This window comes from Hydrogenophaga sp. SL48 (genome assembly GCF_021729865.1).
Lineage (GTDB): Bacteria > Pseudomonadota > Gammaproteobacteria > Burkholderiales > Burkholderiaceae_C > Hydrogenophaga.
In genome coordinates this window covers 4941433-4957138 of sequence record NZ_CP063400.1, presented here as the reverse complement: position 1 = coordinate 4957138, position 15706 = coordinate 4941433, and the positions used below count along the sequence as shown (strand labels likewise).

General features: G+C 66.6%; 13 protein-coding genes. 8 read left to right on the top strand and 5 right to left on the bottom strand.

Going from position 1 to position 15706, the window contains the following annotated elements:
• Positions 1-106: 106 nt before the first annotated feature.
• A complete protein-coding gene (locus tag IM738_RS23580) occupies positions 107-391 on the top strand; it encodes a BTH_I0359 family protein (protein WP_236963447.1) in 285 nt (94 codons plus the stop codon).
• A 239-nt stretch (positions 392-630) separates the two neighbouring features.
• Entirely contained in the window at positions 631-1770 is a 1140-nt protein-coding gene (locus tag IM738_RS23575) for an ABC transporter substrate-binding protein (protein ID WP_236963446.1), read from the top strand.
• On the opposite strand, the gene IM738_RS23570 is transcribed toward IM738_RS23575, so the two are convergent.
• Entirely contained in the window at positions 1742-2863 is a 1122-nt protein-coding gene (locus IM738_RS23570; RefSeq protein WP_442908463.1) for an AbrB family transcriptional regulator, read from the bottom strand. The two genes, IM738_RS23575 and IM738_RS23570, sit on opposite strands and share 29 nt — an antisense overlap.
• Before the next feature lie 42 nt (positions 2864-2905).
• On the opposite strand from IM738_RS23570, the gene IM738_RS23565 reads away from it, so the two are divergent.
• The gene (locus IM738_RS23565; protein ID WP_236963445.1) at positions 2906-3724 is read left to right on the top strand and encodes a ChaN family lipoprotein; all 819 of its coding nucleotides are present in this window, start codon (positions 2906-2908) and stop codon (positions 3722-3724) included.
• Between the two features lie 34 nt (positions 3725-3758).
• Here the strand turns inward: IM738_RS23565 and IM738_RS23560 are convergent, their stop codons facing one another.
• The 3 genes from IM738_RS23560 to IM738_RS23550 are packed head-to-tail and all read right to left on the bottom strand — an operon-like array spanning position 3759 to position 7292.
• Positions 3759-4826: a zinc ribbon domain-containing protein gene (locus IM738_RS23560; RefSeq protein ID WP_236963444.1), complete on the bottom strand. Its 1068-nt coding sequence runs from the start codon at positions 4824-4826 to the stop codon at positions 3759-3761.
• Positions 4827-4839: 13 nt separating this feature from the next.
• Positions 4840-5919, bottom strand: coding sequence for an SPFH and helix-turn-helix domain-containing protein (locus tag IM738_RS23555; protein WP_236963443.1), 1080 nt, complete (start codon positions 5917-5919; stop codon positions 4840-4842).
• A gap of 32 nt (positions 5920-5951) precedes the next feature.
• A complete protein-coding gene (locus IM738_RS23550) occupies positions 5952-7292 on the bottom strand; it encodes an aspartate aminotransferase family protein (RefSeq protein WP_236963442.1) in 1341 nt (446 codons plus the stop codon).
• 121 nt (positions 7293-7413) lie between these two features.
• Here IM738_RS23550 and purU point away from each other — a divergent pair, with 121 nt between their 5' ends.
• Positions 7414-8262, top strand: a complete 849-nt coding sequence (purU, locus tag IM738_RS23545; protein WP_236963441.1) for a formyltetrahydrofolate deformylase — start codon at positions 7414-7416, stop codon at positions 8260-8262.
• A gap of 89 nt (positions 8263-8351) precedes the next feature.
• The gene (locus IM738_RS23540; RefSeq protein ID WP_236963440.1) at positions 8352-9221 is read left to right on the top strand and encodes a LysR substrate-binding domain-containing protein; all 870 of its coding nucleotides are present in this window, start codon (positions 8352-8354) and stop codon (positions 9219-9221) included.
• On the opposite strand, the gene IM738_RS23535 is transcribed toward IM738_RS23540, so the two are convergent.
• A complete protein-coding gene (locus IM738_RS23535; RefSeq protein ID WP_236963439.1) occupies positions 9222-9650 on the bottom strand; it encodes an Hsp20/alpha crystallin family protein in 429 nt (142 codons plus the stop codon).
• A gap of 184 nt (positions 9651-9834) precedes the next feature.
• Between IM738_RS23535 and IM738_RS23530 the strand changes: the two genes are divergently transcribed.
• From IM738_RS23530 to IM738_RS23520, 3 genes are read left to right on the top strand one after another with little or no spacing between them, the layout of a single operon-like run.
• Positions 9835-11337, top strand: a complete 1503-nt coding sequence (locus IM738_RS23530) for an FAD-linked oxidase C-terminal domain-containing protein (protein WP_236963438.1) — start codon at positions 9835-9837, stop codon at positions 11335-11337.
• 51 nt (positions 11338-11388) lie between these two features.
• Entirely contained in the window at positions 11389-15204 is a 3816-nt protein-coding gene (locus IM738_RS23525; protein WP_236963437.1) for a PAS domain-containing sensor histidine kinase, read from the top strand.
• Positions 15201-15686: a response regulator gene (locus IM738_RS23520; protein WP_236963436.1), complete on the top strand. Its 486-nt coding sequence runs from the start codon at positions 15201-15203 to the stop codon at positions 15684-15686. The genes IM738_RS23525 and IM738_RS23520 overlap by 4 nt, the downstream gene beginning before the upstream one ends.
• The last annotated feature ends 20 nt before the right edge of the window (positions 15687-15706 follow it).

Genomic DNA, 15706 nt, shown 5'->3' with positions numbered 1-15706 from the left:
CCGGTGGGACCATCTAAATGACCAAGGAGGGCTGTAGCCCGCCAGCCATTTGCCGATATAAGTGACATCAGGCACAACGGTTTCCCAACAGGAAGGAATTTCAGTCATGCACATGCTTTACGACTCGGATGCCTTTGCCGTCGTCCACATCCTGGCCAACGCGCCGGAAGACGACGAGGCCGAACGCCTGGCCGGGCCCCAGATCCCGCGCCACGGTTTTGAGATCGTGGACAAACGCTCGGGCAAGGAGGTCTACCTCGACGGCTCCTGGGCCGAGATGTTCCAGATCCAGATCACCGCCTGGCAGCAGAACACCCCCTCGCAGGAGGAGGTCGAAGACACGCTTGAGGGTTATGCCTCGCTGGCGCAGATGCCGGTGGTCATGCATTGACATTGACGGGGCTCCCCCCGCGCCGCGCCTGAGGGCGCGTCACCCCCAGGGGGCGATGCCTGTGGCCCGGCAAAGCCGGTTCCATGGCATCCTTGACAGCTTCCCTTCGCTCCCACAGCCCGGTTTCGCCGGGCTTTTTCATGGGTCAGGCCATGGCCCGAGCGGTGGATGTGACCCAGATCACAGACAGGGCGAGGCCGGTGTGGGAGTCTGAGACAACCCCACCAACGACCACACACATGAACCACGCATGGATCTCCCGCACCCTGATGGCCGCGCTTCTGGGGTGGACTGGTCTGGTGCACGCCGAGGACGGTGTGAGCGCCCGCCAGCTGCTGATCGGCCAGACGATCACCCTGCAGGGCGGCAAGAACGACTATGGCGTGGCGGTGTTGGCGGGGGTGGAGACGGCCCTGGCCGAGGTCAACCGCAAGGGTGGTGTGTCGGGCCGGCAGGTGGTGCTCAAGGTCCTGGACGACGACAACCAGCCCGCCAAGGCCGAGGCCAATGCGCGCCAGCTGATCGGCGAACACAAGGTGTTCCTGGTGTTCGGCTCGCTGGAGGGCGGCCCGTCCACGGCGGTGATGAAGGCCACGACCGAACTCGGCGTGCCGTTCTTCGGCCCCATGGCCGGCTCGCCCACCTTGCGCACCCCGCACCAGCCCCTGGTGTTTCCGGTGCGCGCCGAACACAAGGATGAGTTCCGGCGCCTGCTGGCCCACGCCCGGAGCCTGGGCATGCAGCGCGTGGGCTTTCTGCGGGCCAGCTCCGAGACCGGCCTGCTGCACCTGGCCAACGTGAAAGCGCTGGCACAGGCCGCGGGCATGGAACTGGTCGCCGATCTGCCCTTTGCCTCGGACGTGAACGACGCCGGCATCGATGCCCTGGTGTCGCAACTGGCCGCCAGCGGCGCCCAGGTGGTGTTCAACCACGGCGGCATCGGCGTCTACGAGCGCTTCATCCGCCAGGCGCGCGCCAAGGGGCTCAACACGGCGTTCTTCGGCGTGAACTCGGGGTCGACCCAGCTCGCCCGCCACCTGGGCGAGAAGGCGCACGGCATGATCTTCTCGCAGGTGGTGCCCAGCCCCTGGGAACGCAAGACGGCCATCACCCGCGCCTACCAGGACGCGTTCAGCACCCACAAGCCCGGGCAGGACTTTTCCTATGGCAGTCTGGAGGGCTACCTGACCGGCCGTGCGCTGGTGGACGCCCTGCAGCGCGCCGGCCGCCAGCCCACCCGCGGCAGTTTCGTGGCCGGCCTGAACAACGCGACGATCCCGATCGAGGGGCTCACGCTGCGCTACAGCGACCAGTCCCACCCGGGACTGGACTGGGTCGATCTCGCCATCGTCACCCGCGAAGGTCGCTTCCGCCACTGACGCGGGGCAACACCCACGCCCGGTACACCGGCTCGGCCAGCACCAGCACGGCCACCAGGCGACAGACCTGGAACGCGGTCACCATGGGCACCCCGAGCTGCAACACCTTGGCGGTGATCGCCATCTCGGCGATGCCGCCGGGCGAGGTGCCGAGGATCAGCGTGGCCGGGTGCAGGCCCGACGCCAAGGACAGCAGCCAGGCAAAGCCCGCGCACACGGCCATCATGAACACGCTGGCGAACGCGACCGAGGCCAGCCAGCGCGGCGCCGTGTGCACGAACGCCGGCGTGAAACGCACGCCCAGACTGACGCCGATCACCAGCTGCGCCGCCGCGCTGAGCCCCGGGGGAATCGCCGAGAGCGTGACCCCCGACAGCGTCAGCCCCATGGTGACCAGCAGGGCCCCCATGAACCAGGGGTTGGCCCGCCCGAGCCGGCGCATCACCAGGATGCCCAGCAGCGTCAGGGCCGTCAGCAGCGCGAGCCCGACGGGCAGGACCTCGCGCGCCCCGGGGGGCGCCAGGTCGATGCCCACCACGCCCCAGGCCTGCATGCCGAAAGGGATGGTGAGCGTCACCAGCAACACCCGCAGGCTGTGCGCCGCCGCCACCAGGTCGGTGCGCGCGCCGTGCCGCTCGGCGATCAGCGTCATCTCCGAGGCGCCACCGATCGCCCCCGCGAAGTAGGTGGTGCTGCGCAGCTCGGCCGGGCTCAGGTGGTCCAGCTGCGGGGCGTGCACGCGCCGCAGCCAGGCACCGAACCCCAGGCCCAGCGCCAGCGCCCAGGCGATGCCCAGCGCGATCGCCCACCACAGCCCCACCACCAGCGCGCCGACCGCGGGCGTGAAATACAGGCCCAGGGCGGCGCCGATCACCCACTGACCGCTGTTGCGCAATGGATTCCAGCTGGCGGTGGGCGCACCGATGACCGACACCAGGGCGGTCGCCACCAGCGGGCCGATCATCCAGGGGATGGGCGTGTGCCACCAGACGCACAGGCGTGCCGCGGCCCAGGCCAGCAGCAGGGTGAGCGCCACGCGCAGCGGCAGGGGCAGGCCCCAGGGGCGTGGCGGTGGTGGTGTCAGGGCATTCACAGGCGGGTGCGGCGGAAGAGGCGAGCCGCTTAGTATCCGGGCATGAACTGTCGATGCGCTGTCATGGTGGGTGCGGTCGCGCTGTTGGCGGGTTGCGCCACGGCGCCGCCACCAGCGCCCGACCTGCAGGGTCTGCTGCCCACGCCCTTGTTGTTGCTGGGCGAGCAGCACGACGCACCCGAACACCAGGCGCTGCAGCGCGCAACCGTGCGGCAACTGGCGCAACAGGGCCAGCTCGCGGCGGTGGTAATGGAGATGGTCGAGCAAGGGCGGCAGACCACCGGCTTGCCGCCCGAGGCCAGCGAAGACCGGGTGCGCGACGCGCTGGACTGGCGCGAGGCCACCAACAGCGGCGCCTGGGCCTGGGCCGTGTACGGCCCGGTGGTGATGGCCGGGGTCCGCGCGGGGGTGCCGGTGCTCGGCGGCAACCTGCCGCGTGCGCAGATGCGCCCGGCCATGGCCGACGCCGCGCTCGACGCGAGCGTGCCGACCGACACGCTGCAACGCCAGCGAGAGGCCATCCGCGACGGCCACTGCGGTGTGTTGCCCGAGGCGCAGATCGCGCCCATGACACGCATCCAGCTCGCGCGTGACCGGGCCATGGCGCAGACCGCCACCGCGGCCCTGCGGCCCGGCCAGACCGTGCTGCTGATCGCCGGCAACGCCCACGTGCAGCGCGATCTCGGGGTGCCGCGCCACCTCGACCCGGGCCAGCCGCACCGCGTGGTGCTGTCGGTGGCCCGGGTCGAGGTGGCGCGCGGTGAACCAGGCACCGGGGTCACGACCGACCGCCTGTGGCTCACGCCGCCCCGCCCGGCCCAGGACCATTGCGCCGAACTGAAAAAGCAGACGGGGCGCTGAAGCGCCCCGCCGTCACCGAGTCACCAACAGCCGTTCAGTGGCCTTCGAGTGACATCACGATGAAGAGCACGATCAGCGCGGCGATGATGGCCAGCGTGATCTTCACCCAGCTCTTGGGGTATTCGCCCGCCACCTGGCCGGTGGAGCCGTTGACCACCACCTGGTAGTCCCTGGTGCCGTACCGGTAGCCCACCAGCCAGATGGGGAGCAGCACGTGCTTGAAGGTCTGGCGCTGAAACGTCGGGTCCACCCGCAGGTTGCGGTGGGTGTCGGCGCGGATGTCGCGCGCGCACAGTTGGCGGATGGCATCCACCATGCGTGCGCGCCCGCGCTCGGCCGCGGCCACCAGGTCGAGCTGGTAGCGCTCCACCGTCCAGCCGCTCAGGTAGCCCGGGTCGTAGGGCTTGAGTGCCTCGGAGGTGGTCGGAAAGGGCTCCACCGCCTGCACCAGGTGCGGGTGCACCCCCTTGGACCCACACACCAGCGTGTCGTCGAAGAAGTTCTGCACATGCCCCGACACCGGGAACCAGCGGATCTGGGTCTCGCCCTTGTGGTTCTTGTAACGCTCACCCCCCTCGGCCGTGTAGCCGGCACCGACCTCGGCGTCGAAGGTCCAGTAGGGCAGGTACACGCCCTTCAGCGTGTCGGTCAGCGCCTTGCGGTTGAGGTTGTTGGGCGCCCAGAAGCGCGAGCCATACCACTGGCGCACCTTCTCGCGCGCGCCCGGTGCGTCCACCGCGAACGGCAACAGGCTCTCGGGCCGGATGATGTCGCCGGTTTCTTCAAACGGCACCAGCGACGACGAGCCGCAGAAATCACAGGCCTTGGCCTGGTGGGCGCCCGAGAACACGCTGATGGCCTGGCAGTGCTGGCACTTGACCGCGCGCTTCTGGTCTTGCCAGCCACGCGCGCTCTGGGGAATGGCTTGCAGCGCGGCCACCAGATCGTGCTCGACGATCTCGCCGCTGTCTTTCACCTCGTAGGGCGACTCGGTGCCGCAATAGGCGCAGATCAGCGCCTTCTTCGTCGGGTGCCACTGCGCCTCGCCCCCGCAGGCCGGGCACGCCAGCTTCTGCTGGGCGGAGACTTCGCTCAGTTGCATGGGTCGGCGCGCCTCAGCCCTTCAGGAATTCGTCGAGCGAGGCTTGCGGTACGCGCCACTGGCTGCCGATCTTGCGGCCCTTGAGGTTGCCGGCCTCCAGCTCCTGCAGCACATCGGCCGGGCTCACGCCCAGCGCTTCGGCGACCTGCTCGGGCGTCATCAGCGCGATGGGCGGCGCAGCGGGCGCGGTGGTGGCCACCGGTGCCTGGGGCACCATGCCGGGCTGAGAAGCCGCCGGTGCCCCGCCCATGCCGCCCTGCATCATCGACTGCCCCATGGCCAGACCGGCCGCCAGTTCGGCGCCGATGCCCGCCGTGCCGGCCTTGCCTTCGGCCAGGGCGTTGCCCATGTTGTATTTGACGTAGTCGTTGAGGTTGCCGATGGCCGTCATGGCGCCGCGCTTGTCGATGGCCTGCTCCAGCTCGGGCGGCACCGACACGTTTTCAACCACGAAGGACGTCATCTCCAAGCCGTACTTCTCACGCATGGCCTCGTTGAGCGGTGCCAACAGGGCGTCACCCAGCTCGCTGTAGCGAGTGGCCACGTCGAGCGCCGGCACCTGGGCCTTGGCCAGGGTTTCGCTGAACACGCTGACGATGCGCGAGCGCATCACGTCGTTGAACTCGTCGAGCCGGAAATGGTGGTCGGTGCCCGCCACTTCCTTCAGGAACTTGACCGCGTCCACGATCTTGAAATCGTAGGTGCCGAAGGCGCGCACGCGCACCACGCCGAAGTCCGCGTCGCGCAGCATCACCGGGTTGGAGGTGCCCCACTTGTTGCCGGTGAAAACGCGGGTGATGACGTAATAGACATCGGCCTTGAACGGCGTCTGGAACTTGTACTTCCAGCCCAGCAGGTCGCCCAGGATCGGGATGTTCTCGGTCTTGAGCGTGTGTTTGCCAGGGCCCAGCGTGTCGGCAAACTGCCCCACGTAGACGAACTGCGCGATCTGGCTCTCGCGCACGATGAGCTGGGCCTCGTTCTTGATCTGCTTGTCGTCGTCGGGGAAGCGGTACGACAGGGTGTCGCGCGAATCGTCCACCCACTCGATGACGTCGATGAACTGGCGGTTCAGGAAATCCATGATGGCCATGCGGGGCTCCCTTGGGTGGTGAAAGAACGGCTTCAGGCGTGGCGCTTGATCGCGTCGGCCAGCACGTCGACCATGGTATCGATGTGCGACTTTTCCACAATATACGGCGGCGCAAACACCAGGTTCTCGCCCGCGTTGCGCACCAGAACGCCGTGCTTGTAGCAGTCCATGAAGATGTCGAACGCGCGCTTGCCCGGCAGGCCGGGGATGGACGACAGCTCCACCGCGGCCGCCAGCCCCAGGCTGCGGATGCTGATCACGTTGGGCAGGCCCTTCAGGGCGCTGTGCATGGCGTCGCCCAGCACCGGCGCCATCTGGCCCGCGCGCTCAAACAGCTTCTCTTCGCGGAACAGGTCCAGCGTGGCGATGGCCGCCGCGCAGGCCACCGGGTGGCCCGAGTAGGTGTAGCCGTGGAAGAACTCGATCGCATGCTGCGGGGCGCTGCCGTGCGCACCCATCATCGCGTCGTAGATGCGGTCGGTGCAGACCACGCCGCCGAGCGGGATCACGCCGTTGGTGATGGCCTTGGCGAAGTTCAGCATGTCGGGCTGCACGCCGTAGTAGTCGGAAGCGAACGGCGTGCCCAGGCGACCGAAGCCGGTGATGACCTCGTCGAAGATCAGCAGGATGCCGTGCTTGTCGCAGATCTCCCGGAGCCGTTTCAGGTAGCCCTGCGGCGGGATGTACCAGCCCGCGCTGCCGGCCACGGGCTCGACGATCACCGCCGCCACGTTGCTGGCGTCGTGCAGCGGCAGGATGCGGTTTTCCAGCTCCAGCAGCAGGTCTTCGTTCCACACCGGTTCCTGGTTGTGGATGTAGGCGTGGTTCACCGGGTCGTGGATGAAGCGCAGGTGGTCCACGCGCGGCAGCAGGGCCGACCCGTACATCTTGCGATTGGCCGGGATGCCGCCCACGCTCATGCCGCCGAAGTTGACGCCGTGGTAGCCGCGCTCGCGGCCGATGAAGAGGTTGCGGTGGCCCTCGCCCCGCGCGCGGTGGTAGGCCAGCGCCACCTTGAGCGAGGTGTCGGCCGCTTCACTGCCGGAGTTGCAGAACAGCACCTTGTTCAGGTCGCCCGGCGCCATGGCCGCGATCATCTCGGCGGCGCGGAAGGCCTTGTCGTTGCTGACGCTGAAGGCGGTGGCGTAGTCGAGCGTGTCGAGCTGCTTCTTGATGGCTTCGTTGATGGGCTGGCGGTTGTGGCCGGCCCCCACGCACCACAGGCTGGAGATGCCGTCGATGACCTGCTTGCCGTCGTGCGTGGTGAAGTGCATGCCGTCGGCGGCGACGAAGATGCGTGGGTCCTGCTGGAAGCTGCGGTTGGGGGTGAAGGGCAACCACTGGTTGTCCATGCGGAATTCGTTGAAAGCCATGGGGGCGTCTCCGGCAAATGGGGATCGCCAGATTCTGGCACCACGCACCCGGGTCGGTGGCGCCACTGCCCCAACGCCGGGCAGACCCACCGCCGACGGGCCTGCGACAATCGGCACCGCCATGAACCACACCTACGTCCTCACCCTCTCCTGCCAGGACCGTCCCGGCATCGTGCACGCCGTCTCCGGCTTTTTGCTGGAGCGCGGCGGCAACATCGAAGAAGCCGCCCAGTACAACGACCACGGCACCGGCCTGTTTTTCATGCGGGTGCAGTTCACCTGCGGCCAGCTCACGCAGGACGACCTGCGCCTGCACCTGAAACTGTTCGCCGAACCCTTCGCGATGCGGTGGAGCCTGCACCCGCTGGCCGAGCCGATGAAGACCGTGATCTTCGTCAGCAAGGAAGGCCACTGCCTGAACGACCTGATGTTCCGCTGGAAGAGCGGCCTGCTGCGGCTGGACATCCGAGCCATCGTGAGCAACCACCGCGAGTTCTACCAGCTCGCCGCGGGCTACAACGTGCCCTTCCACCACATCCCGGTGACCGGCGCGACCAAGGCCCAGGCCGAGGCCAGGCAGCTGGAGGTGATCCGCAGCGAAGGCGCCGAACTCGTGGTGCTGGCGCGCTACATGCAGATCCTGAGCAACGACCTGTGCCGAGAACTCTCGGGCAAGGCGATCAACATCCACCACAGCTTCCTGCCCAGCTTCAAAGGCGCCAAGCCCTACTACCAGGCGCACGACCGCGGCGTGAAGCTGATCGGCGCGACCGCGCACTACGTGACGGCCGACCTGGACGAAGGCCCGATCATCGAGCAGGACGTGGCCCGCGTGGACCACACCGACGACGTGGAAGACCTCACCGCGCGGGGCCGGGACACCGAAAGCCAGGTGCTGGCGCGGGCGGTGAAGTGGCACAGCGAACACCGCGTGCTGCTGAACGGGCACAAGACCGTGGTCTTTAAATGAGGACGCTCCCCGATGCAGCCCGCTTCGGGGCGGCCGTGCGCGTCGTGCCTGGGCCAGATCACTTCGCTCGCTGCACCTGAGGGTTTGACGTGACGATTCGAATTCCGCCGATTCAGTGCCTGCTGACCTTCGAAGCGCTGGCGCGCCTGCGCAGCGTCACGCAGACCAGCGAGGAGCTGTGTGTCACGCCCAGCGCGGTCAGCCACCGCATCAAGCAGCTGGAGCAGATCCTCGGGACCAAGCTGTTTGGCCGGGCCGATTTTTCACTGACGACCGAAGGCAGCGAGTACCTGGCGCATGTGCGCGAGGGCCTGGCGATCCTGCAGAAGTTCCCCAGCAACGCGGTCACGCCCGGGCGGCGCAAGCTGCGCCTGGCGGTCACGCCCACGTTCGCGCGCTCCATCCTGCTGCCGCGCCTGAAACAGTTCAGCGAGGCCTACCCGGAGATCGACCTGACACTGCAGGTCAGCATCCCGCTGCTCGACGTGGTGGCCGAGGACGCCGACCTGATGATCCGCTTTGGCACCGGCCGCTACGCCGACGTGGAGCACGTCTGCCTGATGAAGGACGACGTCACACCGCTGGCCTCGCCGGCGTTCGCGCGCGAACACGGCCCGTTCGACACACCAGAAGACCTCGAAGGCGTGCCCCTGCTGCGCAGCCCGCTGGAGCCCTGGCGCACCTGGTTCGCCGCGCACGACCTGGACTGGCCCGAGCCGGTGGACGGCTCGCAGTTCAACGACATCGGCCTCATGTGCGATGGCGCCGCCGCCGGCATGGGCGTGGCGCTGGTGCGGCTCAAGCTGGCCGCGCCCTGGCTGGAGCACGGCACGCTGGTGCCGCTGTACGAACGCCACGTGCCCAGCCCGCACGCGCACTACCTGTGCTGGCGGACGGGCACCATGGACCGCTGGGAGTGCGCGGCGTTCGCCGAGTGGCTCAAGAAGTCGCTGAGCTGATCACTCAATGTTCAGTCGTTGGCCAGCGACAGCCACCTTTTTAGGCAGCGTCAGCGTCAGCACACCGTTGTCGTACTTCGCTTTGGCGCGCTCGTTGTCGATGTCGGCCGCCAGCTGGAAGCTGCGGGCCACGGCGCCGTAGTAGCGCTCGGTGCGCAGCACCTTCTCGTCCTGGTTCTGGCTGTCTTCCTGCTTGATCTCGGCGCGCAGGGTCACCACACCGCCTTCCACGGTGACGTGGATGTCCTCTTTGGCCACGCCCGGCACCTCGGCCACCACGGTGTAGGCCGTCGGCGTCTCTTTCACGTCGATCTTGATCTGGGAGGGCGATGGCAACGAGTCGCCGTGCAGCGGACGGACATAAAAACCGGGCGCAACGTCCTTGAAAAAGTCGTCGAACAGACCGGAACGGGCAATCAGATGGTTCATGGCATTCACTCCTGGATGAGGGGGCTGTTGACGGGGCGGCGACCACGCAACCCCTTGTCCAAAGAATAGGGATCGCCGGCGTGGTTTTCAAGAGCCCCCAACCGGGCCTGGCGTCAAAACCCCTCACGGAGTGCTGCAAGTTTCTTCAATACGCCCGGGCCCGATTGGCCTAAACTGATTCGCCATGAACGCCCCCATCGCCTCCGCCGAAGTCACCCGCGCCGAGCGCGCCGCCCGCCAGGCCGAAGTGGTGCGCGTCTTGCAGGGGTTGCTGCCGGGGCACGCCCTGCTCTGGCAGGCCGAAGACACCGTGCCCTACGAATGCGACGGCCTGACCGCCTACCGCCAGCGGCCGCTGGTGGTGGCCCTGCCCGAGACCGAGGCCCAGGTGGCCGCCGTGCTCAAAGCCTGCCACGCGCTGGGCGTGCCGGTGGTGGCGCGGGGCGCGGGCACCGGTCTCTCCGGCGGCGCCATGCCCCATGCCATGGGGGTGACACTCTCGCTGGCCAAGTTCAACAAGATCCTGTCCATCGACCCGCGCTCGCGCACGGCCGTGGTCCAGGGCGGGGTGCGCAACCTCGCCATCAGCGAAGCCGCCGCACCCCACGGCCTGTACTACGCACCCGACCCGAGCAGCCAGATCGCCTGCACCATCGGCGGCAACGTGGCCGAAAACTCGGGCGGCGTGCACTGCCTGAAATACGGCCTGACGGTGCACAACGTGCTGCAGGTGCGCGGTTTCACCATCGAGGGCGCGCCCGTCACCTTCGGCGGTGAGGCGCTGGACACCCCCGGGCTCGACCTGCTCTCGCTCATCATCGGCAGCGAAGGCATGCTGGCCGTCACCACCGAAGTCACGGTGAAGCTGGTGCCCAAGCCCTTGCTGGCGCGCTGCATCATGGCCAGCTTCGACGACATCCAGAAGGCGGGCGACGCCGTGGCCGCGGTGATTGCCGCCGGCATCATCCCGGCCGGGCTGGAGATGATGGACAAGCCCATGACCGCCGCGGTGGAAGATTTCGTGCACGCCGGCTATGACCTCAACGCCGCCGCCATCCTGCTGTGCGAGAGCGACGGCACGCCCGAAGAAGTGGAGGAAGAAATTGGCCGCATGAGCGCCGTGCTGCGGCGCTGCGGCGCCACCGCCATCGCGGTCAGCCAGGACGAGGCGGAGCGCCTGCGGTTCTGGAGCGGGCGCAAGAACGCGTTTCCCGCCAGCGGGCGCATCAGCCCCGACTACATGTGCATGGACTCGACCATCCCGCGCAAGCGCCTGGCCGACATCCTGTTTGCGATCGCCGAGATGGAGCAGAAATACGGCCTGCGTTGTGCCAACGTGTTCCACGCCGGTGACGGCAACCTGCACCCGCTGATCCTGTTCGACGCCAACGACCCCGACCAGCTGCGACGCTGCGAACTGTTTGGCGCCGACATCCTGGAAGCCAGCGTGGCCATGGGCGGCACGGTCACGGGCGAGCACGGGGTGGGCGTGGAGAAGCTCAACAGCATGTGCGTGCAGTTCTCTCCCGAGGAGAACGCCCAGATGTTCGGGGTGAAACGGGCTTTTGATACGAAAGAGCTACTCAACCCCGGGAAAGTGATTCCCACGCTGCAACGTTGTGCCGAGTACGGAAAGATGCTGGTGCGCGGCGGGCGCCTGCAACACCCCGATTTGCCCCGCTTCTGACTGTCACATTTCGCACTTGCGTCGCGACCCACTGAGGTAAAGTGGAATGACATGAGCGCGATTCACCCCTCCGCAGGATCCAAGCCCAGGGAGGCACCTCCGGACGGGCCGGTGTCGGAGCGTGAGCGCGCGCTGCTCGATGAGATTGCCGCCCTGCGCGCCGAGTTGAGCCACTGGCGTCAGCCGCCCGCCCATGCCTCTGAGCCGGCACCCCATCCTTTCAACGGTTTGCCCAAGGCCTTCGGCAGCGACGCGGCCACGGCACCGTTTGAATATGGCGCGCTGTTCACCACGCTGGGCACCGTGTTCCCCATCGGCGTGTTTCGCACCGGGCGTGACGGCACACTGACCCATGTGGACGCCATGCTGCAACAGATCTTCGGACTGGAGCAGAAGGACTTCCCCGACTTTGGGTGGTTCCGCCATGTGCATCCCGACGACCTGGAGCGGGTGAAAGAACACTGGACCAACGGCATCGGGCGGGGGGACAGCCTGAGCCTGGAGTTCCGCATCGTTCGACCCGGCACCGAGCAGGTCACCCATGTGATCGCTCGCAACATCCCCCAGACCAACGAGAGCGGGCAGATCGTCAGCCAGCTGGGCTTCGTGCAGGACATCAGCCAACTGCGCCAGCTGGAAGCCGACGCGCGCATCAAGGACGAGCTCAACCGCCAGATCATTGCCAGCAGCGCGGACTGCACCAAGGTGCTGGATCTGGAAGGACATGTGCTGCAGATGACGGCACAGGGCTGCCGGCTGGTGGAGGTGGACGATTTTGAGCAGGTGCGCGGCTCGGACTGGACCCAATGGTGGCCGGAAGAGGGCCGGCAGAAGGCTCAGGCCGCGTTGATGCGGGCCAAGTCGGGTGTCAGCTCGCGCCACACCGCCTTCGCCCACACCTTCAAGGGCACACCGAAGTGGTTTGACACGGTGGTCTCCCCCATCACCGACACGCAGGGCAAACCGGTCATGTTGCTGGTGGTGTCGCGTGACATCACCGAAGCGCACGAGCAGCAGGAGCACATCCGTCGGCTCAACGCAGAACTTGAAACGCGGGTGCACGAACGCACCGCCGAACTCGCCGCGGTCAACGACCGGATGCGCAGGACGCTCCAGGACGCCCAGGCCTTGTACGACCAGGCACCCTGTGGGTACCACTCGGTGGACGCCTCCGGCACCTACGTGTCGATCAACCGCACCGAACTCGAATGGCTGGGCTACCGGCGCGACGAAGTCATCGGGAAAATGCACTTCCGTGACCACGTGCTGCCGGCTTTTATGGACCAGATCAAGGATCGCCTGCAAAGGCTGATCCGGAATGAAAAACTGGATGCGGCCGAGCTGGGCATGCGCCGCCGCGACGGCTCGACCTTCGTGGCGCTGCTCAGCAGCACCGCCGTCGTCGACAGCGAAGGTCGCTTTGTCCGCACCAACAACACCCTGGTGGACATCACGGAGCGGAAAGCCGCCGAACAGGCGCTGCAGGTTCAACGCAACTTCCTGCAGACCATCACCAACAGCGTGCCGGTCCAGCTGGCATTCTTCGACCCCCAGCTGATCTGCCGCTTTGCGAACGCGAGCTTCGCCCGCTGGCACAACGGCACACCCGACCGTCTGCTGGGTTTGCACCTGAGCGAGATCGTCCGACCCGAAGACTTCGATGGTTCTCTGCCCCTGCTGCAGGCCGCACTGGCCGGAGAAGCGCAGTATGTCGAGGCCCCCCGCAGGTTCCCCGACGGCCACGGCTTCTACGCCAGCATTGAATACACGCCCTACCGGAGCGACGGGCAGGTTCAGGGCCTGTTCATCCAGATGCTGGACATCACCGAACGCAAGGCTTCGGAAGACCAGGTGCAACGTGCCAACGGTCAGCTCAACGAGGCTCTGCAACAGGCCCAGACGCTCTACAACCAGGCCCCGTGTGGATACCACTCCCTGGACCCCCAGGGCATCTATGTGTCGGTCAACGACACCGAGCTGCGCTGGCTGGGGTATCGGCGCGAGGAAGTGGTCGGGATCAAGAGCTTCCGCGATTTCATACTGCCCTCGCGCACCGCTCTGCTGGACGACCGCCTGCAGCGGCTGATGCGCGGTGAAGTGCTGGAAGCGTCAGAGTACGAGATCCGCCGCCGGGACGGAACGGTGTTTCATGCGCTGCTGTCCTCGTCGGCGGTGTGCGATGCCGAGGGGCGCTTCCTGCGCAGCAACACCTCGGTCGTGGACATCTCGCAGCGCAAATCGGCCGAGATCGCCCTGCGCGAAAGCCAGCGCTTTCTGCAAACGGTCACCAACCACGTACCGGGGCTCATCGCCTACGTGGATGCGATGCTCCGTTACCGCTTTGCCAATGATGAGCACCGAGACAACTTCGGTCTGGTGCCCGAGAACATGCTGGGCCTGCATGTCAGCGAATGCCTGCCGCCGACGGTATGGAACGAGTGCCGTCCACTGCTGCAAGGTGCACTGGATGGCCAGGTACAGCACCATGAAGCCTGGCGCAACAAGGCCGACGGCACCCCGGTCTACATCAGCTCGACCTACCTCCCGGACTTCCACGAAGGCCTGGTGCAAGGCGTGATCGTGCAAGCCATCGACATCACCGACCGCAAGCGCATCGAGGAAAGGGTGAGTCAGCTCAACGAAGAACTGGAGACCCGCATCAAGGAGCGCTCCCTGGAACTGCTGGAGAGCGAGCAGCGGTTCCGCCTGATGGTCGACAACCTGCGCGAGTACTGCATCTTCTTCCTCGACTCGCAAGGCTGCATCACCGACTGGACCGACAGCGCCCAGCGCATGGAAGGCTATTCACCGACCGAGATGCTGGGCAAGCACTACGCGATACTGTTTCAGCAGAGCGAACCGGGTGAGGCCGTGGCCAACGCCAACCAGATGCTGCGCATGGCCGCGTCGCGCGGCCAGCACGAATTGAACACCTGGCAAGCCCGCAAGGACGGCTCCCAGTACTGGTCGCACTCGGTACTGATCGCCCTGCGCGACGACAGCGGCGAGTTGCGCGGATTTGCCAAGATCAACCGCGACATGACCGACGCCAAGCGGCTCGACGACCTGATGCGCAACATCAACGACGAGCTGGAGAACCGCGTGGTCGAGCGCACAGAGCAACTGCTCGCGGCGAACAAGGATCTGGAGTCGTTCTCGTATTCGGTGTCGCACGACCTGCGCTCGCCTTTGCGCCACATCTCCAGCTTCGTCAGCCTGCTGGAAGAACACCTTGGCGACGGGGGTGACGACACCACCCAGCGTTACCTTGGCACCATCGGCAACTCGGCACGCCACATGAGCCAGCTCATCGATGGCCTGCTCGCGTTCTCGCGCCTGGGCCGCTCGGCGGTCAACGTCACTGCGGTGGACTTCGCGATGCTGGTGGAAGCCGTGGTGAGCCAGATCGCCCACGACACCGGTGGCCGCGTGGTCGACTGGGTGATCGCGCCCGATCTGCCGGTGGTGCAGGGCGACGCCCTGTTGTTGCGTGAGGTCTGGGCCAACCTGCTGGGCAACGCCTTCAAATACTCCCGCCCACGCGAGCGCGCCCGCATCGAGATCGGCTGGAGCGTCGATCCGGCCGTGGGCTACACCTTCTACGTGCGCGACAACGGTGTGGGGTTCGACACCAAATACGCACAAAAGCTGTTCGGGGTGTTTCAGCGCCTGCACCGGGCGTCCGATTTCGAAGGAACGGGCATCGGACTGGCCCTGACGCGTCGCATTCTGGAGCGTCACGGTGGTAGCATCTGGGCAGAAAGCCAGCAGGGGGAAGGCAGCGTGTTCCATTTCTCGCTGCCTTTTGAAGGCTGCAGCCCTTCAGACTCTTCAAACGACACGGTCCCCTCCGTCCTGGAACCATGAACAAGAACGCCGAAGCCATCCTGCTTGTTGAGGACAACCCCGACGACGCCGAGCTCACCAAGCTGGCCTTGGCGCGACACGGCCTCGATGGGCGGGTGACCCATGTGTCGGACGGCATGCAGGCGCTGGACTACCTCTACCGGCGTGATGGTTTTTCCGACCGTGTGGGTGGCAACCCCGTGCTGGTGTTGCTCGACCTGAAGATGCCGCTGCTCGATGGCATCGGCGTGCTCAAGGAAATCAAGAGCTCGGACACGCTGCGCAACATCCCGGTGGTGGTGCTGACCTCGTCCACCGAACCCAGCGATCTGCAGCGAGCCTACGAAGCGGGCACCAACGCCTACATCGCCAAACCCACCGAATTCGCGCAGTTCCTGAGCGCCATGAAACACGTGTGCGAATTCTGGATCAACATCAACCAGACCGCGCCCCAATCGCCCAGCGCGGGCATTCGCGCCACGTCCTTCGGCGAACTCGTCTGAACCGCGCGCCCCGCTGATGG

What these genes read in the sequence shown, in the direction of transcription:
- IM738_RS23580 (WP_236963447.1), top strand. Translation starts at nt 107, where the DNA reads ATGCACATGCTTTACGACTCGGATGCCTTTGCCGTCGTCCACATCCTG.
- IM738_RS23575 (WP_236963446.1), top strand. Translation starts at nt 631, where the DNA reads ATGAACCACGCATGGATCTCCCGCACCCTGATGGCCGCGCTTCTGGGG.
- IM738_RS23565 (WP_236963445.1), top strand. Translation starts at nt 2,906, where the DNA reads ATGAACTGTCGATGCGCTGTCATGGTGGGTGCGGTCGCGCTGTTGGCG.
- IM738_RS23560 (WP_236963444.1), bottom strand. Translation starts at nt 4,826, where the DNA reads ATGCAACTGAGCGAAGTCTCCGCCCAGCAGAAGCTGGCGTGCCCGGCC.
- IM738_RS23555 (WP_236963443.1), bottom strand. Translation starts at nt 5,919, where the DNA reads ATGGCCATCATGGATTTCCTGAACCGCCAGTTCATCGACGTCATCGAG.
- IM738_RS23550 (WP_236963442.1), bottom strand. Translation starts at nt 7,292, where the DNA reads ATGGCTTTCAACGAATTCCGCATGGACAACCAGTGGTTGCCCTTCACC.
- purU (WP_236963441.1), top strand. Translation starts at nt 7,414, where the DNA reads ATGAACCACACCTACGTCCTCACCCTCTCCTGCCAGGACCGTCCCGGC.
- IM738_RS23535 (WP_236963439.1), bottom strand. Translation starts at nt 9,650, where the DNA reads ATGAACCATCTGATTGCCCGTTCCGGTCTGTTCGACGACTTTTTCAAG.
- IM738_RS23530 (WP_236963438.1), top strand. Translation starts at nt 9,835, where the DNA reads ATGAACGCCCCCATCGCCTCCGCCGAAGTCACCCGCGCCGAGCGCGCC.
- IM738_RS23525 (WP_236963437.1), top strand. Translation starts at nt 11,389, where the DNA reads ATGAGCGCGATTCACCCCTCCGCAGGATCCAAGCCCAGGGAGGCACCT.
- IM738_RS23520 (WP_236963436.1), top strand. Translation starts at nt 15,201, where the DNA reads ATGAACAAGAACGCCGAAGCCATCCTGCTTGTTGAGGACAACCCCGAC.